Origin of the sequence: Streptomyces caniferus (assembly GCF_009811555.1) — a bacterium.
In the GTDB taxonomy this organism is placed as follows: Bacteria; Actinomycetota; Actinomycetes; order Streptomycetales; family Streptomycetaceae; genus Streptomyces; species Streptomyces caniferus.
In genome coordinates, this window is sequence record NZ_BLIN01000005.1 from 106,393 (window position 1) to 131,882 (window position 25,490).

At 71.1% G+C, this 25,490-nt stretch carries 20 protein-coding genes; 8 read left to right on the top strand and 12 right to left on the bottom strand.

What is annotated here, in order from left to right:
* Positions 1 to 54: 54 nt before the first annotated feature.
* Positions 55 to 6,042, bottom strand: a complete 5,988-nt coding sequence (locus Scani_RS17170; protein WP_159476718.1) for a WD40 domain-containing protein — start codon at positions 6,040 to 6,042, stop codon at positions 55 to 57.
* A gap of 56 nt (positions 6,043 to 6,098) precedes the next feature.
* On the opposite strand from Scani_RS17170, the gene Scani_RS17175 reads away from it, so the two are divergent.
* The gene (locus Scani_RS17175; RefSeq protein ID WP_246295942.1) at positions 6,099 to 7,289 is read left to right on the top strand and encodes an SLC13 family permease; all 1,191 of its coding nucleotides are present in this window, start codon (positions 6,099 to 6,101) and stop codon (positions 7,287 to 7,289) included.
* Between the two features lie 123 nt (positions 7,290 to 7,412).
* Here the strand turns inward: Scani_RS17175 and Scani_RS17180 are convergent, their stop codons facing one another.
* From Scani_RS17180 to Scani_RS17220, 9 genes are all read right to left on the bottom strand, one after another.
* Complete coding sequence (locus Scani_RS17180; RefSeq protein ID WP_159476726.1) at positions 7,413 to 7,946, bottom strand: hypothetical protein; 534 nt, start codon at positions 7,944 to 7,946, stop codon at positions 7,413 to 7,415.
* A 95-nt stretch (positions 7,947 to 8,041) separates the two neighbouring features.
* Complete coding sequence (locus tag Scani_RS17185) at positions 8,042 to 8,974, bottom strand: inositol monophosphatase family protein (RefSeq protein ID WP_159476729.1); 933 nt, start codon at positions 8,972 to 8,974, stop codon at positions 8,042 to 8,044.
* Positions 8,955 to 9,608, bottom strand: a complete 654-nt coding sequence (locus tag Scani_RS17190; protein ID WP_246295943.1) for a hypothetical protein — start codon at positions 9,606 to 9,608, stop codon at positions 8,955 to 8,957. The genes Scani_RS17185 and Scani_RS17190 overlap by 20 nt, the downstream gene beginning before the upstream one ends.
* 303 nt (positions 9,609 to 9,911) lie before the next feature.
* Positions 9,912 to 10,832 (bottom strand): hypothetical protein, encoded by a 921-nt coding sequence (locus Scani_RS17195; protein ID WP_246295944.1) that lies wholly within the window; start codon positions 10,830 to 10,832, stop codon positions 9,912 to 9,914.
* A 406-nt stretch (positions 10,833 to 11,238) separates the two neighbouring features.
* Entirely contained in the window at positions 11,239 to 12,372 is a 1,134-nt protein-coding gene (locus Scani_RS17200; RefSeq protein ID WP_159476735.1) for an FAD-dependent monooxygenase, read from the bottom strand.
* A 223-nt stretch (positions 12,373 to 12,595) separates the two neighbouring features.
* Positions 12,596 to 14,437: a gamma-glutamyltransferase gene (ggt, locus tag Scani_RS17205; protein WP_159476738.1), complete on the bottom strand. Its 1,842-nt coding sequence runs from the start codon at positions 14,435 to 14,437 to the stop codon at positions 12,596 to 12,598.
* A 557-nt stretch (positions 14,438 to 14,994) separates the two neighbouring features.
* On the bottom strand, positions 14,995 to 15,426 hold the full coding sequence (locus Scani_RS17210; protein WP_159476741.1) for a TIGR03668 family PPOX class F420-dependent oxidoreductase: 432 nt from the start codon (positions 15,424 to 15,426) through the stop codon (positions 14,995 to 14,997).
* Positions 15,427 to 15,442: 16 nt separating this feature from the next.
* Complete coding sequence (locus Scani_RS17215; RefSeq protein WP_159476744.1) at positions 15,443 to 16,267, bottom strand: LLM class F420-dependent oxidoreductase; 825 nt, start codon at positions 16,265 to 16,267, stop codon at positions 15,443 to 15,445.
* Positions 16,268 to 16,635: 368 nt separating this feature from the next.
* Positions 16,636 to 17,136 carry a hypothetical protein gene (locus Scani_RS17220; protein ID WP_159476747.1) on the bottom strand — a complete coding sequence of 167 codons (501 nt, stop codon included), beginning with the start codon at positions 17,134 to 17,136 and terminating at the stop codon, positions 16,636 to 16,638.
* A gap of 267 nt (positions 17,137 to 17,403) precedes the next feature.
* Here Scani_RS17220 and tap point away from each other — a divergent pair, with 267 nt between their 5' ends.
* Both tap and tpg read left to right on the top strand, forming a co-directional pair.
* A complete protein-coding gene (gene tap, locus Scani_RS17225) occupies positions 17,404 to 19,518 on the top strand; it encodes a telomere-associated protein Tap (protein ID WP_159476750.1) in 2,115 nt (704 codons plus the stop codon).
* A gap of 9 nt (positions 19,519 to 19,527) precedes the next feature.
* On the top strand, positions 19,528 to 20,085 hold the full coding sequence (gene tpg / locus Scani_RS17230; RefSeq protein ID WP_159476754.1) for a telomere-protecting terminal protein Tpg: 558 nt from the start codon (positions 19,528 to 19,530) through the stop codon (positions 20,083 to 20,085).
* Positions 20,086 to 20,177: 92 nt separating this feature from the next.
* Here tpg and Scani_RS17235 read toward each other — a convergent pair whose 3' ends face one another.
* The gene (locus Scani_RS17235) at positions 20,178 to 20,792 is read right to left on the bottom strand and encodes a TetR/AcrR family transcriptional regulator (protein WP_159476757.1); all 615 of its coding nucleotides are present in this window, start codon (positions 20,790 to 20,792) and stop codon (positions 20,178 to 20,180) included.
* Positions 20,793 to 20,882: 90 nt separating this feature from the next.
* Here Scani_RS17235 and Scani_RS17240 point away from each other — a divergent pair, with 90 nt between their 5' ends.
* Complete coding sequence (locus Scani_RS17240) at positions 20,883 to 21,578, top strand: SDR family NAD(P)-dependent oxidoreductase (RefSeq protein WP_159476761.1); 696 nt, start codon at positions 20,883 to 20,885, stop codon at positions 21,576 to 21,578.
* Positions 21,579 to 21,792: 214 nt separating this feature from the next.
* Positions 21,793 to 22,212, top strand: coding sequence for a hypothetical protein (locus tag Scani_RS17245; RefSeq protein ID WP_159476764.1), 420 nt, complete (start codon positions 21,793 to 21,795; stop codon positions 22,210 to 22,212).
* Between the two features lie 487 nt (positions 22,213 to 22,699).
* On the opposite strand, the gene Scani_RS17250 is transcribed toward Scani_RS17245, so the two are convergent.
* Positions 22,700 to 23,173: a lamin tail domain-containing protein gene (locus tag Scani_RS17250; protein WP_159476767.1), complete on the bottom strand. Its 474-nt coding sequence runs from the start codon at positions 23,171 to 23,173 to the stop codon at positions 22,700 to 22,702.
* A 592-nt stretch (positions 23,174 to 23,765) separates the two neighbouring features.
* Between Scani_RS17250 and Scani_RS17255 the strand changes: the two genes are divergently transcribed.
* From Scani_RS17255 to Scani_RS17265, 3 genes are all read left to right on the top strand, one after another.
* Complete coding sequence (locus Scani_RS17255; protein WP_159476770.1) at positions 23,766 to 24,260, top strand: hypothetical protein; 495 nt, start codon at positions 23,766 to 23,768, stop codon at positions 24,258 to 24,260.
* 20 nt (positions 24,261 to 24,280) lie between these two features.
* On the top strand, positions 24,281 to 24,730 hold the full coding sequence (locus tag Scani_RS17260; RefSeq protein ID WP_159476773.1) for a DUF2690 domain-containing protein: 450 nt from the start codon (positions 24,281 to 24,283) through the stop codon (positions 24,728 to 24,730).
* A 412-nt stretch (positions 24,731 to 25,142) separates the two neighbouring features.
* A complete protein-coding gene (locus Scani_RS17265; protein WP_159476776.1) occupies positions 25,143 to 25,442 on the top strand; it encodes a hypothetical protein in 300 nt (99 codons plus the stop codon).
* Positions 25,443 to 25,490: the final 48 nt, after the last annotated feature.

Genomic DNA, 25,490 nt, shown 5'->3' on the forward strand with positions numbered 1-25,490 from the left:
CGGCCGTCGCCCGATGCAGCGGGCGACGGCCGGAGCTTTTCGCACTCCCCCGCCTCAGCTCCCCTGCGGTGCGGATCCGTCGAGGGGACCGGAGAGGGAGAGGCGGCGCACCCCCGGGAGGTGGCCGTCGAGTTCGCCCGGCTCGAAGCGGCACATGCCCACCGCATGCCAGAACTCGCCCGCGATATCGCCCTCGTACTTGTAACCGCCCGACGGTGAGAGCGCGGCCCAGCCGCCCGGCACCCCGATCAGGGTGGCCTGCAGGGACGGCTCGCCCCGCTCGGGCACGGTCCACAGCCGGACCGTGCCGTCCTCGCCACCGCTGGCGAGCAGCGAACCGTCCGGGCTGAAGGCGGTCGAGAGGATCCGCCCCGTGTGTGCGGTCAGTTGGCCGGTCTCCTGCCCGTCGCGCGGATCCCACAGCCGTACGATCCGGTCGTCGCCGGCCGTGGCCAGCAACGGGCGGCTGGGGTGCGCGGCGGCGGTCCACAGCCGGCCGGAGTGCCCGCGGAGCCGGTGTTGCGGCCTGCCGTCGGCCCAGATGATCGCGTCACCGTCCCAGGACGCGCTGGCCAGCCAGGAGGCGCCGGGCCCGAAGGCCACGGTGTACACACGGTCCCGGTGCGCGTCGAGTTCGAGGGTGAGGCGGCTGTCCTGGACGTCCCACATACGGACGTACCGGTCGTCGCAGCCGGTCGCCAGCCGCAGGCCGTCGGCGCTGAACGCGATCGACCGCACCCGGCCCCGGTGCTGGGCGAGCGTCGTCACATGGGTACCCGTGCTGCGGTACCACAGCCGCACCGTGTCGTCGTCGTTCGCGGTGGCGAGCAGCTCGCCGTCGCTGCTGAACGCCTCGGCCCACACATGGTCGGTCTCGGCGTCGATCGCCCGCTGGTACTCGCCCGTGGCGGCGTTCCACAGGTACACGTCGCCGTCGTTGCTGGAGGTGCCGAGGAGGGCTCCGCCGGCCCCGGTGGGGCTGAAGACGGCGGACACCAGGCGACCGCTGTGGCCGCTGAGTTCCCTGAGGCGGCGGCCGGTCGTGGGTTCCCACAGCCGTACGACGCCGTCGTTGCTGCTGGCCGCGAGGTACGAGCCGTCGGCGCTGAAGGCCAGGGTGCCGATCCGGCGGCCGTGGCCGCGCAGGATGCGCCGGCCCTGCCCGCTGGCGGTGTCCCACAGGCGGACCATGCCGTCGTTGCCGGCCGTCACCAGCAACGGTCCGGAGTCGGCGCCGCTGAGGCCGCCGCGCGGCCGGAACCGGCAGGTCCAGACGGATCCGCGGTGATCGGCGGGCTGCTGGCGCAAGGGGGACACCGACCAGCCGGCGGTGTCGCGGGGGCCTCGGCCGTCGGCCCCGGCGCCGTCCGCCTGCACCCGCCACAGCCGGACGGCGCCGTCGCTGTCGCCCGCCGCCAGCATCGTGCCGTCCGTGTCGAACACCACCTGGTAGACGGCGCCGCTGCCCCGGCCGGGCTGCCCGGCCGGGGCCCCGGTCACCGGGTCCCACAGCCGTACCTGTCCGTCGGTGTCGCCGCTGGCCAGGAGGGTGCCGCTCGGGTGGAAGTCCAGGGTGTAGACGCGCCCGGTGTGGCCGGTGAACTCATGCCGCAGCCGTCCCGAGGCCACGTCCCAGACCCGGACGGTGCCGCCCTGCTCGCTTCCCCGGTCGCCCGTGGCCAGCAGGGTGCCGTCCGGGCTGAACTGCGTCCGGTTGCAGACGCCTTCGTGTCCGGGCAGTTCGGTGCACAGGCGGCCGGTGCGGGTGTCCCACAGCCGAACGCCCGCCGCCGCGTCGCCGGTGACCAGGGTGCGGCCGTCCGGGCTGAACACCGCGGTGTAGACGGGGGCCGTGTGCCCGAGCAGCTCGTGCCGCCGGGTGCCGGTGGCCACGTCCCAGAGGGTGACGGTGCCCTCCGCGTCACCGGTGGCGAGCAGCGTGCCCTCCGTGTCGAGGGAGACCGGCCACACCCCGCTCGGGTGGATGTCCAGCCGGTGCAGGCAGGCGCCGGAGACGGCGTCCCACAGCCGTACGGTGCCGTCCGCCCCGCCCGTCGCGAGTATGTCCTGGCGGAACTTCACGGCGTAGACGCGGCCGACGTGGCCCTGGAGGGTGCGCAGGGCCGTGCCGGTGGCGGCGTCGCACACCAGGACGCCGCCGTCCTCGCTGCCCACGGCGAGCAGTTCACCGTCGGTGCTGTACGAGACCGGCTCGGGCAGCCGGACGGACTGCATGCCGAAGCCGTAGGGGACGCCGACCGCGGAGGGCCGGAAACCCGCGTCGACGGGCATGCCGGGGGCGAAGGCGGCGGAGCGCAGCTCGGGGCGGCGCAGGGCCTCTTCGTCGGTGGTCGCGTCGATCAGCGCGGCGCGGTTCCAGCGGCTGCCCTCGGTCCGCACGCCGCGCAGCTTGGCGCGGATCAGGCGGGCCCGGCGCAGGTCGGCACCGCGCAGGTCGGCGCCGGTGAGGTCGGCGTCGTCCAGCCGCGCGCCGACCAGGCGGGCGTCGCGCAGCACGGCTCCGGAGAGGTTGGCACCGACCAGCTGGGTGTCGGTGAGGTCGGCGCGGGTGAGGTCGACGCCGGAGAAGTCGCGGTGCGAGAGGTCCTCGCCGGCGAGGGCGGCGCCGCGCAGGTCGGTGTGGGCGGGCACCCGGAGGCGGGCGAGGACCTTGACCGCGTTGGCGCGGGCTACCTCGTCGGCCTGCCCGCGCCGCCGTCCGGTGTCCTCGCCGTCCTCGTCCGGGCCGGCCAGGACGCTCTCGGCCCACTCCTGGCAGGTGCGGTGGTCGGCGAGGTCGCAGAGGAACTCGACGGTGAGCTGGCTCAGCGGGCGGCGTGCCAGCAGCTCGTACTCGCCGCGGGCGAGCCGGGTCGCTGCCTCGCGGGCCACCAGCCACTCCACGATGGAGCTGTGGATGAACTGGAACAGCCCCTCGTCGCTGCGCACCAGCAGACTGCCGGAGCCGATCGCGTGGGCGGCCTCCCGCGCGGAGAGCCTGATGTCCGCCAGGCCCGTCAACGTGCCCGCCACATCGGTGAGTTCGTCGAGGCTCAGGGTGCTCTGGCCGCTGGACCACAGCCGCAGCGCGAGGGTGGTGACCGCGTCCCACCGCTGGTCCAGGTTCATCCCGGGGGCCGCGCCGACGCCGCCCTGCCCACGCTCCTCCTCGTACTGCAGCCAGGAGGTGAGCACCTCCTCGTACAGCCCGGCGGCGCTGAGGGCGCGCCCGGCACCGGCGACGGCGCGCAGCCGGTCGTGGTCGAGATCGGCGACGAAGCTGAGCAGCCGCGGGTTGCGGCAGAGCGCGAGCAGGTCGGGGATGCCTTCGAGGAGTCGCACCCGGCGGTCGGCGGCCTGGTCGTCGCCGTAGCGGTTGGCCAGGTAGGTGCGGATCTGCTGGGGCGTGAACTCCTGGAGGGCGAGGACGCGGCGCTGCGGGAGCAGTCCGACGCGCTCACCGAGGGCGGTGAGCACCTGAGCCTGGGATTTGAAGTGCTGGTTGCGGCTGCTGACGACGACCTTGGCGTTGTCCACGACGGCGTCGAGGAGGACTTGCAGCCGGTCGGTGGCCCGTTCGTAGCTGACCCGGTTCGCCAGCTCGTCGAAGCCGTCGAAGAGCAGGACGATCCGGCCCTGCTGGAACATGTAGCGGAAGGCGCGGAGGTTGACGGAGTCGACGCCGTGGTTCGCCAGGTGGGCGGCGACCAGGCCGTCCAGCGAATACGCCCGGTCGAGGGTGTTCAGCTCGATGAACAGCGGTACGAGGTGCGGCATTTCCTCGGGGATGCGACGGGCGAGCTCGCGCAGCGCGAACGTCTTGCCGTGGCCGAAGTCCCCCAGGAGCAGCAGGAACCGGCCGTGGTCGGCCTCGAGCAGCCGCAGCATGTCGTCGACCAGCCCGTGGCGCTCCTCGCCGCCGGGGCGTTCGACCTCGCGGTAGCGCTGCGGGAGGTAGAGGTCGGGCCGGTAGCGCTGGTCGGTGCGCAGCCGCTCGGTCTGGGCGGTGACGTGGTCGCGCAGGTCCAGCAAGCCCTGGAACTCGGTGAAGCTGCGGATGCGGACGCCCCGGCGGCGGGCCCGCTCGCGCAGTTCGCGGGCCGGCGCGGGCCCGTCGTGGACGAGTTCGGCGTCGGGCTCGGTGTCGGAGGCGTGGACGTGGTCGAGGAAGGCGTCGATGTGCTCGACGGAGGGGGTGCCGTGGCACACCCCCACCCGCTGTTGCCGGACGAAACCGGATTCGTTCCAGGTGACCAGGAGTTGCGGCGGGCTGCCGGCGATGCGCCGCAGTTGGGCGCCGTCGTGGCGGGTGCGGCAGACCTCGGCGACGCGGGCCACCAGTTCGTCGAGCGGGTCGTCGAGGGCGCGGGCCTCCAGCCCGGGCTCGGGGTCCGGTACGCCGGGCCCAGCCGTCTCCGGTGTGCCCTCCCCGGGCGGGCTGACCTCGGCACCGGGCTGCGGGCGCGGCGGTCCGAAGACACGCTGCGCACGTCGCCAGCCGGCCTCGAAGTGCTCCGGTTCCCCCTCGGGACGCTCCCGCCAGCGGGTCAGGCCGTCGCGGGTGATCCGCAGCAGTTGGTGCCGGGCGGGACCGGCCGCGCCGTAGACGGGCAGCTCGCCCGAGGTGAGGGGAAGGGACGGCGTGGTGGTGGGCGCCGCGGTCGCGGAGCGCCGGTCTCCGGCGGGGCCGTGCAGCAGGAGGTGCAGCCGGGGCGCGGTGAGACGGGCGAGGGCGGCGGTGTCGCGCAGCGGGCCGGGGCCGTGCGCGGAGCCGGAGCGTCCGCCGTCCTCGACGACCGGGTGCCGCAGGGCGCCGAGGCGCAGCCAGCCCTCCTGCTCGTACGGGCGCAGGGCCTGGGCGAACCAGGCGGCCTGCTCGGGGCCGAGCCAGCCGTACTGGTCGTCGGGCCGGTGGCTGTACGCCATGGAGGAGTTGAGGCCCGCGATGACCGTGCGCAGTTCCGGCACGGGGAAGAGGCTCCAGGGCTGGTCGCTGTCGAAGACGACGTCGAGGCCCTGGTAGAGCTCGTGGAAGAGCCGGGCGTAGTGCCGCCACTTGGGCCAGTAGGGCGGCCTGGGCTGCATCTCGTCGGCTTCGCAGGTGTTGAAGTACGCGCGGCAGGCGGCCTGACTGACGTCCTGGCCGCCGGGCACCACGGCGAGGCGGTGGGGTTCGAGGCCGAGCAGGGATCGCAGGCCGGTGAGAAAGCTGAGCGCCTGATCGGTCTCGCGGGGGCTGCCCGACGCGGTGAGGTCGCCGGTGACGACGAGGAGGTCGGGGGCGGGGGCCCCGGCGTCGGTGAGCTCGACGAGGTCGCCCCAGATGGCCGCCTGGAGTGCGGCCGGGTCCAGTCCCCGGCCGAAGGCGGGGCCCGCGAGGTGCAGCACGGTGACGGCCTCCCGGGCGTGCTGCGCTCCGGGCTCCTGGGGGTACTGCGGCGGGACGGCCGGGCGGCGGCGCCCTGCCCAGCCGGGGCGGCCGAGCGGCCTGCCGTCCCCGGACTGCGGCCGCGGGATCCCGGCCCGGGTGTCGGTTCCGGTGGCCGGTCCGCCGGGGTAGCCGGGGCGGCTGGTGGGCCGGGCCCGCCCGTCGAGGGCCTGGCCCACGCGGGTGAGCAGCATCTCGCGGGCGGCGGTGGTGTCGGTGACGCCGACCAGGTCGACGTAGGTGATGGTGGCGAGCAGGCCCTCGATGGGGATGTCCTCGACCCGGACGGTCAGCAGTCGCCGTTCCGGGGCGTCGGGGTCGGCGCGCAACGCGGCCTGCCACTCCATACGTCCGTAACGGGAGCGTTCGTAGTTGCTGGAGAGCACCGCGATGACGGCAGCGGATTCGCTGACGCCGCGGTCCATGAAGTCCACGAAGTTGGTGCCCGGAACGAAGTCCCAGGCCTGGACGACCGTCCGATAGCCCGCTTCCTCCAGCGTCCAGGCGATCCATGAGGCCCATCGCTCATCCGCCGGTGAATAGCTGATGAAGAAGTCCAATGGGCCGGTTTCCGGGCGGGTTTCCGGTTCTCCGAATTCCTGGCGAGCCACCATGTCCGCCATCCTATGATCCGTCGTCAACCGGCTGTACAGCGTTTACTCTTTTCCGTGTGCGCGCCATACAACGCCTGCATCCACTGGACTGGCTGGCCGGAGGGCTGCTCGCCTGCGGTCTGCTGTGTCTGGCCACGGGCCTGCTTCCCACGGAGTCAGCCGGCCAGGCGATGATCCGGATCGGTCCTCTCCTCGCCTTCCTCGGCACGGTCATCGTGCTGGCCGAGCTCACCAGCGAGGCGGAGGTCTTCGACGTCGTCGCCTCGGGTGTGGCCCGCGCCGGGCGGGGCGGCTACGGACGGCTGTTCGTGCTGTGCGTGGCGTTCGCCTCGATCACCACGATCACCCTCAACCTCGACACCACGGCGGTTCTGCTGACCCCGGTGATGCTGGCGCTCGCGTCCCGGGTGGGCATCGCCACCGTGCCGTTGGCGATGACGACGGTGTGGCTGGCCAACACCGCCAGTGTGCTGCTGCCGGTGTCCAACCTCACGAACCTGCTGGCCGCGAACCGCGTGGCCCTGCGGCCCACGGAGATGGCCGCCACGATGTGGGCTCCCCAACTGGCCGCCATCGCCGTGACGATGGTCTGCCTGTGGGTGTTCTTCTGGCGCCGCGGCCGGCGCGGAGCGGAGGCCTACACTCCCCCGGCCCCGCACCGCCCCGGGGATCCGCTGCTGTTCCGGGTGTGCGCCGTGGTCTGTGCGGGATTCCTGCTGGCCATGCTGGTCGCCGATGTGCCGTTGTGGTCGGCGTCCGCGGTGGCTGCGGCCGTCGTGGTGGTGGCGTTCGCCGTCCGCCGCCGGGCCAGCCTGCGGCTCTCACTGGTGCCGTGGCGGCTGCTCGTCATGGTGCCGGGGCTGTTTCTGGTGGTGGAGGCGGTCAACGCCAACGGCCTGCACGAACTCCTGACCTCGGCGATCGGGTCCGACGGGGGCGCGCTCGGCATGTTCCGGGCCTCGGCGGTCGGCGCCGGCCTGTCCAACGTCCTCAACAACCTGCCCGTCTACCTGGCGGGCGAGTCGGCGGTTCCCCTCGGGAACCACCAGCAACTGCTGGCGCTGCTCATCGGTACCAACGTGGGCCCGGTGGTGACGCCGTGGGCGTCCCTGGCCACGCTGTTGTGGTTCGAACGCTGCCATGCACAGGGCGTACGGGTGCCGTTGCGGAGCTTCATGGCAACGGGCGCGGTGCTCGCCACGGGCGCGGTGGCGGCCTCGACAGCAGCGTTGGTGGCGACCAGGTGAGCGGGCGCAGCGGCGCGCTCCGGGGGACACGCTGAGGCCTCCCCGCACCCCGGGCCCGCGGCGCGCGGTCGGCCAACCGGCAGGTGGGACCCAGCCGTAGCGTGGCCACACCCGTGCCCGTCGTCATCGGACCTCCCCCTCCAGCACATCGCCGCGCCAGGCCGCGAGCCGGGCATCGAGCGGCCCCCGACCGTCCCACAGGTGCCGGATGACGGCGTCCCGTTCATGGGCCAGGACCGCCGCTTCCCACACGCACGGCGCAAGGCCCGACCGGCCGGGCCGCAGCCGGGCGGCCTCGCCGGTCGGACCGGCGAAGACGGCGAGGTCGGACATGTACCCCTCGATCCAGGTGTGGACGAGGACGTAGTCACCGTCGCCGCCGACGTGCACGAGCAGCACGGCGAGCCCGAGCGAACCCCGCAGCGACGCCGATGCCAGGTGACCTGCGGCGACGCGCAGCGCGGTCTGCAGATCCACGTCCGTCACGCGCCGACCCGGCGCCTCGATCGCATAGGGCTTCACCAGGTGCCCGGAAACCTCTCGGCCGCCCAGTGGCCGTACCGCGCGGGCGTGGTAGCCCTCGGCCGGCGCCAGCAACGCCTCCGGGTCCACAGCGGTCAAAGACGGGTCGAGCTGCGGCTCTCCGCGGTCGGTCATACGACCATGATGCGCGCGGGCGCCATCCGCCCAACGGCGTGCGGCATGAGCCGGATCGGCCCAGGTCACGTAGTCGGCGCACGGGGCCCGAGGCCCTACCGCACGTGGTCCAGGGCCTCGCTCCGGCTGACGAGGTCGAGCAGGTACGGCATGTCCTGCGGCCGTCCGGCGACAAAGCTGCGGTCGATGTCCGGCCCGTCGATGGAGCCCTGGAAGACGCCACCGTCCAGGGCCCGGATCTCCAGCCCCGCCTCCGCCGCGAGCAGCGCACCGGCGGGGAAGTCGATGGCCTCGGCCCGGTAGCCGACGAAGCCGTCGATGTCGCCGCGGGCGAGCATCGACCAGGTCAGCAGTGGCGCCCACAGCTGCAGCAGGCGGCGGGAGCGTACCTCCAGGGCCGACTTGAGGGTGCGCGCGGCCGGATCGTCGCGGGCGACGGCGTGCCCCTGGGTCCAGGCGAGCAGCGGCCCGGAGGCCGCGAGCGGGCCCGAGGGGCCGGTCATCCGCCCGTGCGGGCCGTACGCCCCGCAGCCGGTCAGGGCCGACCAGGTCCGGTCGGTGACCGGATCATGGATGACGCCGACCACCGGCTCGTCGTCCACGCACAGGGCGACGCCGACGACGTAGGCGGGCAGGCCGATGACGACGTTGTTGCTCCCGTCGAGCGGGTCGACCAGCCACGTCCGGCGCGGCCCCGGCGCGGACCCGCCGTCGCCTTCCAGGGTTCCCGACTCCTCGGCGAGGATCCGGTCGTGGGGGTAGCGCTCGTGGATACGTTGTACGACGAGCCGCTCGGCCAGCAGATCGAGGTCGGTGACCACATCGCCCTCGTCGCCCTTCGGCTGGATGTCGTACTCGTCCTGGAAGCGCGCGCGCACCAACGCGCCGGCCTCCCGCACGGTGGCGACGGCGAGCTGCTGTTCGGCCGCGAAGGGCGCTGTCGCGAACGCCTCGGGCGCGAACGGCCCTGTGCGGAAAGGCTCTTGAGCATCCTGCGGGCAGGCCGGCTCATTCGGGGTGTTGCCCATGGATCCTCCTGAGGGCGGAGCGCGCCGTCCGGGCGGTCTGTGCGGCGTCGCATGTCTGTCGTACCACCCGGTGCCCCGTGCCATCCACCGGTCCGAGGGAGAGGTCGGAGTGCCGGGGTAGTGAACGGCCGAGCACGAGGGTGGCGGCCGTGCTCCCGCTCGGGACGACGGTGCTGTGGAACGCCCCGGCCGGGAGGCGGTACACCTGCCCGCGGGCGCTGGTCTGCTCGGGGCCCGGCTCACAGCGGACCAGGCGCGAAGTCGGCTGGATCTCGTCCACCCCGGAAGGACTGCTGTGCACCTGGAAGACACGGTGGGTGGGCTGCACGGGATCCTGGCACACCCGGGACCTCAGGTTCCCGACCTCGCCGTAGAGCACGAAGCTGGTCAGCTCCCAGCTGTGGCAGTGCACGGGTGAGGTGGTGAGCTCGACGCGGTCGCTCGTCCCGGGCTCGAAGACGTGCACACACACGCCTTCGTCCCCGTCGCGCAGCACCGGCAGGCAGAAGAAGCCGAGTGGGTGGTACACGGCGCGCAGTTCACGCCGCCCGGAGGTGACGTCCTCCAGCGCGGCGACGGCCGCACCGAAGAGGACAGCGGTCTCCCCACCCTGCCCGATGGTGCGTTCGAGCATCCGATAGTCCATGGGACGTCGCCTGGGGCGGCTCACCTGATCTCCCGGAGGATGCTGAGGAGGCTGCGGTCTTCGGGCCGTAAGAGGTGACCGACCGTCGAAGGGACGGCGGCCCGGCGATGGCGGCGCAAGCTCCGGCGCGGATCGCGGGCCCGCACCCCCCGAGGCCCCCCTCGGCCGGCGGGCACCTCCTGGAGCGGCGGAAGCCCGGAAAGGCCTCGGGCCATGCCCGTGGAGCTGGTGTCGGTCGGCAAGGGTCCTCCCTGTCCGCAGTCCGCCGTGATGCAGGAACCCGGAGAGACGTCAGCTCCGGTACGGGTTCTCCGCATGCAGCGCCTTTTCGATGATCTCGCCGACGTCCGTGTCGGTGACGGTGGAGGGGAGCGCGAGGTCCAGCCTCTCGAAGAGCTGGCGCACTTCATCCACCGTGGGTTCGTCGCTGAGCGGCGCCGCGCGGTGCAGGTCGAGGGCGATCGCCTGTTCCCGGGCCTGGTGCAGCTCGGTGAGGTAGTAGTCGTACAGCGGACGCCCCCGGTCCACCAGGAGGTTGACCCGGCGCAGATCGTCCTGCGTGATGATCAGGCACGAGTCGGTGAGGTCGAACCGGAGGGTGGGGACCACGGAGGACAGATGGACGTCGATCTCCAGGACGTCCAGCCGCTGCTTGTGCCAGCAGGCGGCCAGGACGGTGGCGTACGACTCCTTGCGGGTGCGCTCGGCGCTCCAGGTCCGCCGCTGCGCCGTATCCCCCTGCCCGCCGTCGAAGGTGCGCCGGAAGCGGGCGTACGCCTCACATGCCTGTGCGTCCGACGGGTTGACGATGTCGATCTTCATCGTGAGGGAGCGGCGCTGCTCCTGCGCCTTCCGTACGCACTCGGGGAGCGTGACGGCACGCAGATACGTCCCGGTGCCGCCCTTGAACACCCAGCGGTCGGTCTCCTGACGAGCTTCGTCCAGAGCGCGCCGCACCTCGGTTCCGGACAACGACCGCACCATGGCGAGGTCTTCCAGCGCCTTCTGTGTGCCCGTCGTCGCCTCGCGGATGTCGGCTACCCGGCGCCGCCGTTCGGTGAGCGACCCGAAGACCAAGGCGGCCAGCACCAGCAGGGTCGCACCGGAGGTGACATTGTCCGAGACGGCGTCGCTGAAGATGTCCATCAGGCCGACGACCATGGCGCCGGAGATGGCCACGACCCCGTCGAAGTGCCTGATGACCCAGGCCACCGCGGCCTCGATCCTATTCGCCGAAGACCGTCCTGGCACCTGTCCTGAAGATGTGTTTCTGCGCGCCACTTGGCCCAACTCCTCCCCCGGGTACCGCAATCGTAGGAGCTGAACGGTACGGCCCGCCAGCGATTGTGATCTTTGAGGGGGACATCTGCGCCACCGGCGGAGACGACAGGCGCCACTCGCGCCGTCCGCGTGCCTCCGGGCCGCTGCCAGGAACTTCGGGGCGTGCGGCCGCGGCCGGGCTCCGGCTCCCGGTGCACCCCACGGCGGTCCGGTGCGACACGGCGGGAGCGATGCGATCCCGTACGGCCCGGTGGGATCCCGCCGTGTGCCCGGTGCGGGAATCCCCGGGGCTCGCCTGCTCCGTACGGCAGACGTCCGGCGTGCACCCCCCTTTCTATTACCGATAGTTGAGCTCAGCGAGCTCGGTCGCGAGCTTGGAGCGCAGACCCAGGTGACCGAGGAGCGGAAGCGCGATGTTGCGGGCGGTGCGGGCGATCACGCTGCGGGTCGTGGCTATCCGGGTCATCCGGTCGGTGAAGGCGACCACTCGCTCGGCCACCGGGCGGCGCTGCGCCTCGTAGCTCTCCAGGTTTCCGGTGACGAAGGCCCGACCGAGGGCGTAGCCGTCCTGGATACCGGTGTTCATCCCCTGGCCGCCCGCTGGACTGTGCACATGGGCGGCGTCTCCCGCGAGGAAGAGACGGCCGGTGCGGTAGTGGTCGGCCACCCGGTGGTGGACGCGGAAGCGGGAAGCCCAGACGAGACCGGTCACTCGGGCCTGACCGGGGGTGCGCTCGTCCAACACCTGCTGGACGAAGGCGAGAGTGGGCTCGGCGGGCGCCTCGTCCACCGTGGCGACGACGCGGTAGTGGCCGCCCGGGAGCGGGGCGACGACGGTGAGGCCGGCGGCGCCGAAGGTGAGGGACACCTCGCTGCGGCCCGGCACCCAGCCCATCACCACGTCGGCGAGGACGAACGACTCGGCGTACGCGCTGCCGGTGAACCCGATGCCCGACGCCTCCCGCACGGCGCTGTGCATGCCGTCGGCACCGACGGCATAGTCGGCGTGCAGGGTCTCCCCGCTGCTCATGGTGAGCGTCACACCCTCGTCGCCCTGGACCACGGCACCGACCTCGTAAGGCCGGTGCACCTCGCCCCCGAGGGTCCGCAGCCGGTCGAGCAACACGCTCTCGGTTTCGTACTGGGGAGCCATCAGGGTGTACGGGTACGGCGTGGGCAGGCGGTCGAACGGGACGGTGAGCAGCTTGCGGGAACCGTCGCGGACGGTGAACCGCGCCACCTGAACGCCGCGCCCGATCAGCTCCTGGGCAGCACCCAGCTCGTCGAGGACCTCGAGGGTGCGGGCGTGCACGACAGCGGCGCGGGAGGTGTTCGCGCCCTCCGGCAGCCGGTCCACGATGACGAAGTCGATGCCGGCGGAGGCGAGCGTGACCGCGAGCGCCAGCCCCGTCGGGCCGGCGCCGACGATGGCGACCTCTGTGCGGGCGGGGAGCGCGGCGGCGTTGTTCATGGTCACATCCCATGCTGTGGCGACAAGTCAGTCAACGCTTGTTGGCCAACACTTGTTGCCATACTGCTCCCGCTCGCCGTCAAAAGTCAACAGATGTAGGCCTACAGGCGTTGACTCTCTGGTGCGACCACCGGCCGGACCGGGCCTGGCCGCCGCCAAACCCGAAGCGGTCCCCTCCGGGTCATGCTCCGGAGGGGACCGCTTCGTCAGAACTCGTGGGGCTCTATCGGGAGTCGTTGAGCACCATGGCCGAACCGCCGCCTCGGCGCTTGGGTTCGGCCACCGCCGTGACCTTGCCCTGCGGCAGGAATTCCAGGGCAGCGACCGCCCCGATCTCCGGTGACGGGGTGAAGGCCTTCGGTGCGAGGACGAACCGGTGCCCCATGCCCTCCAGCTTCTTGCGTTCGGGCGAGTCGAGGAAGGCCGGTTCGGCTTCCGTAGCCGTCTGGTTCCGCTGCGACAGCCGCGGTGCGGCGACCGCCTCCGGCAGCGACATGCCGAGGTCCAGGCGGTTGACCAGGGTCTGCAGCACCGTAGTGATGATCGTGGCGCCACCCGGGGAACCGACCGCCATCATCGGCTTGCCGTCCCGTAGGACGATCGTCGGCGACATGCTGCTGCGCGGCCGCTTGCCGGGGCCCGGCAGGTTCGGGTCCGGCGTCCCCTTGGTGAGCGGAGCGAAGTCGAAGTCGGTCAGCTCATTGTTGAGGAGGAATCCGCGTCCGGGCACGGTGATGGCCGAGCCACCGGTCTGCTCGATCGTCAGGGTGTAGGAGACGACATTGCCCCAGCGGTCCGAGGCCACCAGATGCGTGGTCGAAGGGCCTTCGTGCGGCTGCTTGTTGCCGGTCTTGAGGTCACAGCCGGCATCCGGATGGCGCGGGTCGGCGGGAGCCAGCGGGCTGGTCAGCGCCTTGTCGGAACGGATCAGACAGGCGCGTTCCTTGGCGAAATCCTTGGACAGCAGCGCCTTGGTGGGCACGTCCGAGAACGCGGGGTCGCCCACCCAGCGGTTGCGATCGGCGAAGGAGATCCGGCTGGCCTCCAGGTAGTGGTGGAGCGCCTCGGCCTTGTCCTTCTTGGAGAGGTGGAAGCTCCCCAGGATGTTCAGCGCCTCCCCCACCGTGGTGCCACCGGCCGAGGACGGCCCCATGGAGTAGACGTCCAGACCGTGGTAGGCGGTCCGGGTCGGTTCCCTGCGCTTGGCCGCGTAGTCGGCGAGATCGGCCGTCTTCATGAGGCCGGGGCGGGCCTTGTGTTGGGCATTCGCGGCCATCGGCGGCTTCTGGACGGTCCGCACCACATCGCGCCCCACCGCTCCGTGGTAGAGCGCGTCGACGCCCTCACGGGCGAGCTGTCGATAGGTGCGGGCCAGATCGGGGTTGCGGAATCGGGAGCCGACCACCGGGAGTTTGCCCTGGGGCAGGAACAGGTCCGTAGTGGACTTGAAGTCCCGGAACCGCTTCTCGTTCATGGCCGTCTGGGCCCGGAACTCGTCGTTGACCACGAAGCCGTCGTCGGCGATCCGGGTGGCCGGGCGCAGGGCCTTGGCCAGGGAGACCGTGCCCCAGTCCTTGAGCGCCTTCTGCCACGTCGCCGGCGTGCCAGGGACACCGACGGACAGGCCCGAATTGATCGCGTCCTCAGTGGGGAGCGGCTTGCCCGAACGGTCGAGGAACGAGTCCGCGCGCATGCTGCGCGGAGCGGTCTCCCGGCCGTCGAGGGTGTGCACCTTCTTGGTCTTGGCGTCGTAGAAGACCATGTAGCCACCTCCGCCCACCCCGGCCGAGTAGGGCTCGACCACGCCGAGCGCGGAGGCGGTCGCCACGGCCGCGTCCACCGCGTTGCCTCCCTTGCGCAACACCTCGAGCCCGGCCCGGGAGGCGTACGGGTTGACGCTGGAGACCGCGCCACCACTGCCGGTGGCCACCGCCTTCTTCGCGGGCGGCCGCTCCTTAGCGTCGGCGGCCGACGGGGCGCTGTTGACCTGGCACGAGGTGGCCAGCAGGGAAAGACTGAGCGCAGCCGCTGATGCGACGACGACAGCGGCACGACGGACAGCCATAGGGCCTCCACGACTTCACTGTGATGATTGCGAGGGATTCCCGAAACCCTGGCACCGCTCGCACAGGGGATCAACGCTGAGCTGCAAGGTTTGTGCGAGATCTGAGGTTTCCGTCCAGTAACCAGTCCGGAGGCTCCAGGCCCATGGAAGCGGTTCCGGGGGCATGGCGGCGCCCGCGCACGCGGCGGATAGCGGCGATTGCGCCCCACGCATGTGCCGGAAAGCGACGATTGACGTGTGCGCCCCGCGCGCCCGGCGGAACGACGAGGAGTGAGCAGCGGATCGAACCATCGCCGCCACCGCCACAAACACCAGTCCCCGGCTGGACGGGGGAGACCAGCCGGGGACTACAGGTCGTGTGCCCCGCGCATCACAGTCGAAACGCGCCGGCTCGATCAATGTGCGCGCCCGCGCGAGCCCCTCACCGGAACACACCTGCCCACGCGGGTCCACACCGGTCCACGCGGGTCTATTCGGCGCCCGCACGGGTCTACTCGGTGCGGGTCATGCCAGGGCCCCTCGCCCCGCACCCCGCTCCCCGCTCCCCTGAGGGCTGCTCAGGTGGCGCGCCACCCCGACCAACGGCAGACCGCGATTTCCACCACCGGCCCGTCCGGCGGACGGTCGGCGTACTGCTGCCCGTACTTCCGCACGAGCAGATCCACGTACCGCGCCGACACCGCCGACTCCTCGGCCGGTGGCAGCACTACGGCGGTGCCGTCCGCCCGCGCCCACCACAGACGGTCCCAGTCCTCCTCATAACCGTCGACGAGGAGACACACCTCTTCATGGACACGAATGTTGGCCAGCCGCTTCAACCGCACCGACTGCTTCGGCTTGTGGTCCACGGCGAAGACCACGGTGTCACCGGTGAGGGCGAAGACCGCGGGGACCAGGTGCGGGCGGCCGGAGGCGTCGACGGTCGCGAGCCGGGCGATCCGGGCCCGGGCGAAGTGCTCCCGGGCCCGGCCGCTCGTCATCCTCGGCACTGCGGAACCCGTCGGCTCACCGGAAGCGCTGCGCGACGTCGGCGAGCTCGTCCAGGTAGGACAGCGTCTCGGCCTCCGGCATCGTGGGCAGGTAGAGCAACAGCCGCTCCACGTCGAGCTGGGTGTACTGCTCGACGATCTCGGGATCCTTCGACACCGCGTAGACGGTCACCGGTACGTCCCGCCCCGCGATGCTCCGCATGCGGTCGATCTTCGGCCCCAGCTCCTGGGGCGGCAGACTGTTGGCCAGCCAGGCGTCGCCGAAGGCGGCCACCCGCTCGAAGGCTGCCTCCCCGCCGCCCACGTAGACGGGCGGGTGGGGGCGCTGAACCGGCTTCGGCCACGAATAGACGGGGTCGAAGTCGACGAACTCCCCATGGAACTCGGCCTTCTCCTTCGTCCACAGCTCACGCATCGCCCGCAGCCGTTCGTCGACGAGGCGGCCCCGGGTGCGCGGGTCCGTACCGTGGTTCTCCATCTCCTCCTTGTTCCACCCGACGCCGATCCCGAAGACGGCCCGCCCGCCGGAGACCAGGTCCAAGGAGGCCACCTCCTTGGCCGTGATGATCGGGTCCCGCTGGGCCACCAGCGCAATGCCGGTGCCCAGCAGGATCCGCTCGGTCACGGAAGCGGCCGCGCTGAGCGCGACGAACGGATCGAGGGTGCGGTAGTAGATCTCCGGCAGCTCGCCGCCGGCCGGGTAGGGCGAGCGGCGGTCCACCGGGATGTGGGTGTGCTCGGCGATGAGCAGGGAATCGAGCCCTCGCTGCTCGACGGCGCGCCCGAGTGGGGCGGACGCGATGCCCTGGTCGGTGATGAAGGTGGCCACACCGAACTTCACAACGGCTCCCTCGGCTTCGGGTTTCCCGGAAGCGCAGGTTCGCACGTACGCGAGAACAGGATTCGCACGTACATGAGCCCGCACCTCCGCGGCGCGCAGGTGAGCCCGCACGTCCGCGGCCATATGCAGGTACCCCGATCGCCTCCGGCACAACAACCTGTACGGCCGACCGAGCGATGTGTCCTCCGGGTGGCCCGCGTGACGCGCATCGTGAGCCTTCCGACCGCCCGGCGCCTTCTATGTGACGACCTGACAGGATCCGCTTCGACGCCCCCTATCCAGTCGGTACGGCACGCCACTCGAACGCCTCCGCGCACCTCTGCCGCATGGAAGGACGGGTCAGGCCCCCGCGGGGCCCAGCAAGCTGCTCAGTCCTCGCCGACTTGCAGGAGCGAGACGACGAATCCGCCTCCGCGGCCGGCGACTACGCCGTCGAAGGTGTGCCTGGTGACCGGATTCCATGCCCGTCCGTTCTCCCAGGGAGAGTCGATGTTGGAGAACCATTCCGACCCCGGGCCCAGGATCGACATCACCTTCGTCGCAGCCTGCCGCGCGTGGGCGCGGTCGCGCCACGGGTGCCCGGGGAACACCAGGCTGTCGGTCGAGAGGCTGACCATCAGCCCGGCTGCTGTGTCACGCGTGACCGGGCGGAGCGCCGACTCGATCTCCCCGAGCGTGGTCGGTCCGGTGGCGCCTCTTACCGCCTCGTGAGCCCAGTCGGCTTCGGCGGCCTTCGCGAGGTCGTGCACATGGTGCGCGAGGTCAGCTCCCGCACTCCAGCACCAGCGCGAGTACACGCTCTCCTCACCGGCCAGGGAGGAGAGGAGCGCTTCGAGGAGAGCGGCATCGTCCGTGGCAACATCGTCCATGGCTGCATCCTCGCAGGGACCGGTGTGAGCGAGAGCTTGCGGACGCCCCACCTCGGCTCATCGGCGATCCCCGCGTTCAGGGACGGCGGCTGACGTCGACTCACGTGCCCCGAGATCTCCGAGACTGCCCGGATCGCAAAGACAGGACAGGGAGGGCGAGGGCTCCGCACGGGTCGATGCGCCTCACCGGCCGACCGACGCTCATTGGATAAAATTACGGTTAAATTCAAGGCTAAATTGTGCTAGCTTCGGGGGCGGAGGTAAAGCATGCCCACCGAGGAAGAGCTGTTCGCGGCGGTCGACGCGCTGCTGGAGGGTGAACCGCACCTGCCGTCACCGGCGGAGCGGGCACGGCTCCGGGAGGCGGCCGGTGTCACCCAGGCCCGTCTCGCCCAGGTCCTGCGCACGACACCGCAAACGGTGAAGAACTGGGAGCACGGCCGCAGCGAGCCTCGACCGCCCCGGCTGCAGGCGTATCTGCGACTGCTGGAGGGCTGGGCCGCTCAGCACCCGGCGCCGGAGCCGGACGGTCCTGCAGCACCCGCCCCGAGCCCCACTGCCGCACCCTCCACCCCGGTACCCGCACCGGCACCCGCCGTACCCCCACCCGCCCCCGCGGCCACGCCCGACACCAAGCCCTCGACAGCCGGACGCCCGACCGCAAAGCCGGCCACCGCGAAGCCGGCCGCACCGAAGAAATCGGCCCCGGCCGAGACCGACCCGCGCTTCGCGCACGGACCGCTCGCGGTACTGGACGGGGACGGATCGGCGTACTGCGTGGGGGGCCTGGTACTGGACTGCCCGGCCAAGACGTTCCCCGCGCTGGTCGAATGGGCCCTGACCGAAGCGAAGCTGGGCGCCACGAGGCTTCACCGCAACGGCAAGGACGCCGACCCGCTGATCGTCCTCACCAGCGCCGCCGCCGAGCGGCTCGGCCTCCCGGCCGTACTGGAGGACCGGCGCGGCCTGCGCCTCCCGGAGGACCACAAGGTCCTGAAGCAACTGGCCAAGGCGCAGTGGAAACTGACCAAGCGCGGGTTCGGCCCCTGGGCCCGGATCTACCGGCCCGCCGAACGCGGCAGGCGGCAGTGCGTGCAGTTCGCGATCCTCCCGTGGGGCGCCCTCGACGCCCGCTCCTGGGGGGACACCGGCCAGTTGCCGCCGCCCGATGTCGCCGCGGTGCTCGGCACGTACGCCACCCGTGTCCTCACTCCGCGGGGGTCCACCGCCGTCTGCGGCCTGGAGCTGATGAGCGCGCTGCGCCCGCCGACCCGTGCGGTCAAGGACGCGGCCACCGGTTCCTGGGCGTCCGGGCCGAACCCGGGCTCGCTGACCGAACCTGTCGACCCCGCACCGCCCGAGGCCCCCGCCGAGCATCCCCTCGTGGCCGCCCTCTACCCCCGCCACCACGTCCGCACCCCGGACCAGGTCATCGACGAGGAGGCGTACGACTGGTTCCGCCCCCTCACCGACGAGGAGTGCACCCAGGGCTACACCCATGCGGTCGGCGTCGACGTCAACATGGCCTTCGCCGCCGCCGCCAACCGCCTCGTCATCGGCACCGGCCCGGCAACCCACGTACAGAACCCGGCGTTCGAGCCGAAGCTGCCCGGCTCCTGGTTGGTCGACCTCTCCCATATCGAGATCGATCCCCGGCTACCGAATCCCTTCACGCCCAAGGGGGTCCGGCCGAGCGGGCCTGCCTGGTACGCGACCTCGACCGTCGCGTACGCGGTGGAGCTCGGCTACGAGGTGGCACCGACCGAGGCGTACGTCCGCCACGAGCACGCCGCCTACTTCGACGCCTGGTACACCCGCCTGCGCGACGCCTATATCGCCACCATGGCCGACCTCGGGGTCACCACCGGCATGCCCGACGAGGACTTCCTCGCCGCGATGGACCGCCACCAGGGCGTGGACCCGGGGCAGGCGGCCGTGCTGTCGGCCATCAAGTCGACGGTCAAGGGCGGCATCGGCAAGCTGCGAGAACGCCCCCAAGGCATCAAGCACAAGTTCGGCGAGCCGTGGCCGGCCCTCCAGCGCCCGACCTGGAGCCCGCACGCCCGGGCCGAGCTGATCGGCAAGGCGCGCACCAACCAGCACCGCAAACTCATGGCATGGGCGCGGGCCGGTCTCTTCCCCGTCGCGATCCTGTCCGACTGTGCCGTCTACCTCTCCCACGGCCCCGGCCCGCTGGACTTCATGCCCCGCACTCCCGAGGGCAAGCCGCTGCCCGGAGGGTTCCGCCTCGGCGTCAGCCCCGGCATGGTCAAGCACGAAGGCACCCGGGACTTCCTGTGGCTCGCCCGGACCATCGAGGACGAGCAGATCAACCCGGCCCGTCACATCAAGGGCGACGACGCCCCCGACAGCGGGGAGTAGGGACACACGATGGGCCTCCTCGGCGACAGCCTCGACAAGGCCGCGGCGAACACCGCCACCCGCCCGATCCCGAAATCGGCCGGCGCCCAGGTACGGTTCCTGGTCAAGCAGGAACGGGGCTCCACCAAGGCCGTCGCGCAGCTGCTGAACGTCTCCCAGCGCACGGTCGAGCGCTACCTCACGGCGCAGATCAAGCGGCCCCGCAAGGATCTCGCCGCCCGCATAGAGCGCGAGGTGCGCAAGCGGTGGCAGCCCCGGGTGCGCGACAGGGCGAAGAAGAACGCGGCCCGTACCGGCGGCATCGTCATCGAGACGCGGGCCCGGTTCGGCTTCACCGCCGCGCCCGGCACCACCGACGACGGCCGGATCCGCCTCATCACCCAACACCTGCCGCCCGCCTATGCGGCCCGCCTGTTCGAGGCGCAGGCGTCGGGCGCCACCGAGCAGCAGTTGCAGAACATCGCCGCCGAGGGCCTGCAGGAGATCTACTTCAAGGATCACGGCCGTCGCGCCGACGGGCTGCAGGTGGAGTTCACCGACATCGACTATGTCGAGCTGGACTTCTGACGCCGCGAGGGTGCACAGAAGAGGCAGGACGGTGTGACTGAGCGCTCGGCGGGACCCGGAGTACCTCAGTCGGCCGCTTTGGCGCTCAGCCCCTACGTACGGGTGTGCCGCGGCTTGTGAGGCCTGAGCAGGTCCTCCACAAGGGTGTCCACCAGACCACGCGGGATGCTGGACCCCGTCAGGGCGCGATAGACGATCGGGCCGACGAGAGCGTCCATCGTGGCGTCGGGACCGAGTCCGGGCGAGACCTCGCCGGCCTCGATGGCGCGCGCGAGCATGTCGCGTTCCTGTTCGCGGCGTGGGCCGAGATAGCGCTGGTGAAAGCTCTTGGCCGTGCCGGGATCGCGCTGCGCCTCGGCGATCAGCGCGAGCAGGACCTTACCGGCGGTGTCGCGGGTGAGGAACCGCGCGAAGCCGCGCAGGTAGCCACGGATGCTCTCGGCCGTGGGCTGCTCCGTCGGGACGGGAAGGCGTTTGTTGCTGTCTTCGATGAGCGTGTCGAGGAGGATCTCGACCTTCGAGGGCCACCAACGGTAGATCGTCTGCTTGGCGACGCCGGCACGGCGCGCGATGGCCTCGACGGTGAGAGCGCCGAAGCCGTGCTCGACGAGCAGATCGTCTGCGGCATGGAGCACAGCCAGACGTGCGGCCTCGTCGCGACGGTTACCGGAGCGCGGCCTGCGGGGCGGAGAGCTGGCGGCGGGCATACGAGACACCCTACCCGTCAGCGGCGCCCAGGGCATTGCCTAGACGCAACGCCGCGTCTAGTCTGAACTCTCCACCACGAAGGAGTGCACATGTCCGCCACGTCCCACCGCCAAGCGCTCATCATCGGAGCCTCTCGGGGCTTAGGCCTCGTCCTCGCAGGCGAGCTCGCTCGACGCGGCTGGCGAGTCATCGCCACGACACGCCAGAACGACAGCGAGTTGCACGCGAACGCCGACGTCTGGAACGGACGACTGGAGGTCGAATCACTGGAGATGACAAGCTCCGAACAACTGGCCGCGCTGCGCGAGCGACTGGCGGATCGTCAGCTCGACCTGCTCTTCGTCAATGCCGCGATCGACCGCGGCAATCTGTCGATCGACGAGGTCTCGACCGACATGTTCACCGAGGTGATGGTCACCAACGCGTTGAGCCCGCTGCGCACACTCGAAGCCCTCCGCGGACTCGTCGCACCCGGGGGAACCGTCGCGGTCATGTCCTCCGATCAGGGCAGCATCTCGCGAAACACCGAGGACGGGTACGAGCTCTACAAGGCCAGCAAGGCCGCGCTCAATCAGCTGATGCGCAGTTACGCCACCCGCTATGCCAACGACGGACAGACCAAGCTGCTCCTCGACCCCGGCCACAATCGGACTCGGCTCGGCGGACCCGACGCACCGCTCGACCCGCACGACAGCATCCCGGCCGTCGTCGACATCCTCGAAGCGCAGGCCGGCGCTCCCGGCCTGCAGTTCCTGGATCGTCACGGCGAAACCGTCCCCTGGTAGAACTCCGGGGCCACAGTGCCGGATTGCCCCCGCGCCACGGAGCGCAGAGCATCCACGCTTTCCCCACGGAACTCCCCCGCCACGACCAGCCCTCCTCGACCTCCAGCCGCTCAACCGCCGTCACCAGCAAGGCGACTCCGGTACGCCGGTCCCTTTGCACCCCTGGCTGTCCTAGGGTGACGCTGTCGAGGCACGCAGGCAGAGGGGGACGATCGTGGATCCGGAGATCGCAGCGTTGGCAGGGACCGCAGGGACCACTCTCGTCACTCTGCTGGCGACCGACACCTGGCACAGCGTCAGGGACAGAGTGGTCGCACTGTGGCAGCGGGCCCGGCCCGACAGGGCACCGGCCGTCGCCGCCGAACTCGACGTCACGCGGGAGGAGTTGCTGGGCGCCCGCGCCGCGGGTGACGAGGCGGTCGAAGCCGAGATGGGCTCGGAGTGGCAGGGCCGGATCCGCCGACTGCTCACCGCCCATCCGGAACTCGCCGGTGAACTGCGCACACTGCTGGCCGAACTCGCCCCGGACACCGCCCCCGCCCCCACCATCACCCAACACGCCACCGCCTCCGGCCAGGCCCACGTCTACCAGGCCGGTCGGGACATGCGGATCAGCGGGGCGGACGGCTCATGACCGAGCGTCGGGGGCACCTGCGGGTCCCGCATGCTCGGGCTGAAGGGGGACGCCGAGGAGGCAGGCCGCCTCGCCGGCAACGCCTGCGCCGACGCACACCGACCGCATCCTCGGTTCCGCACATCCCCTCACGACGAGGTGTGTCGTTGCGCAAGGGGCAGCCGCTCGCTCCCATGAGGGCTGAGAGATGAGGGCTGAGGCAGTTCACCACCGGAAGGGAAACGGGCCTCGGGCCCGTATACGACTTCGAGGACTGGCGGCGCAGGTAGGGGTCGGCCATACGTGGGATCCGCCGACCGCAAGGCGGCCGACTACTGGCCGTAGGCCGGATCTGCCGGTCTTCACTCTGGGCGGCCGGCTTCCTCGAGCTCCCGCCCCTGCCTCCCGAGCGGGCCGGAACATGGCAGTGCGCCGCAGGTGCAGGAACCTGCGGCGCACTGTGTGGCCGATGAGGTGACGTCGCCTCTCACCGACCGGCTGGGGGTGATCAGTGGCGGTGGCCCCGGCCCCAGCTTTCGATGTCGACGACCCGGCGGTGGTCGTTGCTCAGGACCGCGGTGCCCCGGTGGTTGTCCCAGACGTAGTCACGCCGGTCCTGGTAGAGGTCCCAGCGGTTGTCACGGCCGATACCGGTGTGGACTCGGACCTGGGAGTGGCCGCCCAGGCGGACGTTGCCGAAGCGGTAGATGTGGCCGGCGCGGTCCGACAGGGTCCAGCCACGCAGGTTGACCGGCATGCGGCCGGTGTTCTTCACCGTCACGTACTCGGCGTTCAGACTCCGGTTGGAGTGGTCGTCACGCCCGGGGCTGTCGTACTGGATCGCACCGAGCACCACTGCCGAGCGGTGATGCCGAGCCGGAGAGTGGCCGTGGCCGGCCGCCGCGGCGGGGAGGACGGCGGTGGCCGCCAGAGCCGCGGAACCGAGGACCGCGGCGGCGATACGCGAAGTGTTACGGAGCACAAAAACCCCCTGGATACGGCACCCATAACGAGGTGCCGGAAACCGGATACCCGGCCGGTTTGACCGGGCTCCCACACAGTGACGCCTCGTCACGCCTTGACGGAAGAAATCCGGTTTGGTGTTACAAAACACAGACATATACACAACCACACCACGCCAGGCGCACACTCCCCCGCGCTCACCAGCGCAAACACGACACCCCGTACACCCATCCAGGCGCCGCAAGGGTTACTGGCGGTGTACAGCTGGTGGTTGTCGCGCGCCTGCTCCGTTGGCAAGCACGGTCCGTGGGTGGTGCGGCTCGGGTGCGCCCCGGGATCCGGTCATACGGAGAGCGTCCGGCGTCCGGCGTCCCACGATCACCTCATGGGGCAGGGCGTCCCAGCAGGTCAGCGCCCACGGCGTCCCGTGAGATCCCCGGCCGGCCGGTGAGGGTGTTCCGTCGTCGGCCCGATGGACATGATCGGTGCGGCGAGGCGGGAGGGCGCCGCTGCCCGTGACGGTCGGCCGTCCTGCCGGCGAGCCGTCCTCTTCGGGGAGTGGGGCCCCATCGACCCTCGCCTCGCATTGTCGTCACGAAGGGAACTCGGCTATGTCCACCCACCTGTCCGCTCGGAGCGGCTTAGTCGCCGTACTGGCCGCGGTTGCGCTCGCCGCGCCCGTCGTCGTCGCCGACACCGCGGCCGCGAGCGGTTCGAAGCTGACGCACGCGCAGGCCGCGAGCAAGTTGCGGGCGGCCGGTATCAGCTGGACCTCCAGCGGTCACTGCTCGAACCGCAACAACCGGCGATGCACCTCCTTCACCCGCATCAACTCCGGCACGATCAAGGGGATCATCGCCTTCAAGCGGGCCGGCCGCTGCGCGGTCACCATCACCGGCGGCACCGAGACCGGCCATGCCTCAGGCCAGTACAGCCACTGGAACGGCTACAAGGTGGACATCTCGCCGACCGGGTGCGTCACGAACTACATCAAGCACACGTTCCGGTACGCCGGTAAGCGTGGCGACGGAGCACCCATGTACAAGTCCTCCACGGGCAACATCTACGCCCGGGAAAGCAGCCACTGGGACATCACCTACAAGTGACGGGGAGGGGGAAGCCCACCATGCGCAGCGTCATACGTCTCGGGGGCACCGCAGCGGCCTCGCTCCTGTTGGCCCTGTCCGGGGCCGTGCCAGGGAACGCGGCTCCCAGCGCGGCCGCGGCCTCGGCGCACTGCACGGGCAGCGGTTGCGTCGGCAAGAGTCCCATGCGCACCGGCTGCGACCGCCATGCACGCACCGTCCGCCGCAGCGCCGAGGTCGGTCCCCTGGTGGAGCTGCGTTTCAGCTCGTCCTGCCGGGCGGCATGGGTCCGCGTCACCCACGCTCGGGGCGGTGACCGCATCGAGGCCCGGAACAGGGGCGGCGTCTGCCGGCACACGACCTGCTACGCGAAAACGGTGGCGGCGGGCCGCTCCTCCGCGTACACCGCCATGGTCAACGACAAGGGGACCAAGGCCTGGGGCTGTCTTCACCGGCGGAACGGCACCATCGTGTGCACGGAAGCGTACTGACCGACCGGCGGGGTGGGGGCGCGCAACGTCGCGTCCCCACCTGCATGTGCGGCCGGAAGCCCCGAACCCCCGACTTCGGGCTTCGGGCTTCGGGCTTCGGGGGATCAGCTGCCCCACGTTCAGGCCTTGTTCGGGGTCTCCACTCGTGGACCTGCTCCCGGACGAACGTCCCGATACACCCGCGAGAGCGCGCACCTTAGACTTCCACTGCGGCTCGTCCGCCGACCCCGCCCACAGAGAGGTGCCCCCGTACCGAGCAGTCCGTCCCGCTTCCCTTCCCGCCCCGGCAGCGCTCGTCCCTCCCCCACTCCGACGATGTCGTACGCGCCGCCCCTCGCGTCCAGTGACGTCCAGTGATGTCCGGACTCCCAGCACACGGCTTCCCCCCACCCGCAGAAGGACAACCCCACTCGTGAAGAAGAGCGCGATAGCCGGCGGCTGCATACTCGGCCTTTTCGTGATCGCAGGCGCCTACCAAGGTGCCGCCGCCACCAGTGACCCACTGACCCTCGCCGAATTCCATCGGCTCAAGGCCGGCAGCAGCGAGAAACTCTTGTTCACCTACGCCAGCACCTGCCAACAGGACAGCGAAAAACTCGCCGACGACTATCCCGTCACCTGGACGTGCTACGGCGCCGACGGAAGCAGCAACGCGGTGTTCTTCTACTCCGAGGGTGTGCTGTTCAGCAAGGCGCAGACCGGACTCACGTAGACCTTGCCCGGTTGCGGGGAGTTTGACGAGGGGCCGAGCGGGCGCCGG

Bases quoted from the DNA above. Each gene is read 5' to 3' on its own strand.
- tpg (WP_159476754.1), top strand. From the start codon at position 19,528: ATGGGCCTCCTCGGCGACAGCCTCGACAAGGCCGCGGCGAACACCGCC.
- Scani_RS17255 (WP_159476770.1), top strand. From the start codon at position 23,766: ATGTCCACCCACCTGTCCGCTCGGAGCGGCTTAGTCGCCGTACTGGCC.
- Scani_RS17260 (WP_159476773.1), top strand. From the start codon at position 24,281: ATGCGCAGCGTCATACGTCTCGGGGGCACCGCAGCGGCCTCGCTCCTG.
- Scani_RS17220 (WP_159476747.1), bottom strand. From the start codon at position 17,136: ATGGACGATGTTGCCACGGACGATGCCGCTCTCCTCGAAGCGCTCCTC.
- Scani_RS17240 (WP_159476761.1), top strand. From the start codon at position 20,883: ATGTCCGCCACGTCCCACCGCCAAGCGCTCATCATCGGAGCCTCTCGG.
- Scani_RS17180 (WP_159476726.1), bottom strand. From the start codon at position 7,946: ATGACCGACCGCGGAGAGCCGCAGCTCGACCCGTCTTTGACCGCTGTG.
- Scani_RS17190 (WP_246295943.1), bottom strand. From the start codon at position 9,608: ATGCTCGAACGCACCATCGGGCAGGGTGGGGAGACCGCTGTCCTCTTC.
- Scani_RS17200 (WP_159476735.1), bottom strand. From the start codon at position 12,372: ATGAACAACGCCGCCGCGCTCCCCGCCCGCACAGAGGTCGCCATCGTC.
- ggt (WP_159476738.1), bottom strand. From the start codon at position 14,437: ATGGCTGTCCGTCGTGCCGCTGTCGTCGTCGCATCAGCGGCTGCGCTC.
- Scani_RS17170 (WP_159476718.1), bottom strand. From the start codon at position 6,042: ATGGTGGCTCGCCAGGAATTCGGAGAACCGGAAACCCGCCCGGAAACC.
- Scani_RS17185 (WP_159476729.1), bottom strand. From the start codon at position 8,974: ATGGGCAACACCCCGAATGAGCCGGCCTGCCCGCAGGATGCTCAAGAG.
- Scani_RS17235 (WP_159476757.1), bottom strand. From the start codon at position 20,792: ATGCCCGCCGCCAGCTCTCCGCCCCGCAGGCCGCGCTCCGGTAACCGT.
- tap (WP_159476750.1), top strand. From the start codon at position 17,404: ATGCCCACCGAGGAAGAGCTGTTCGCGGCGGTCGACGCGCTGCTGGAG.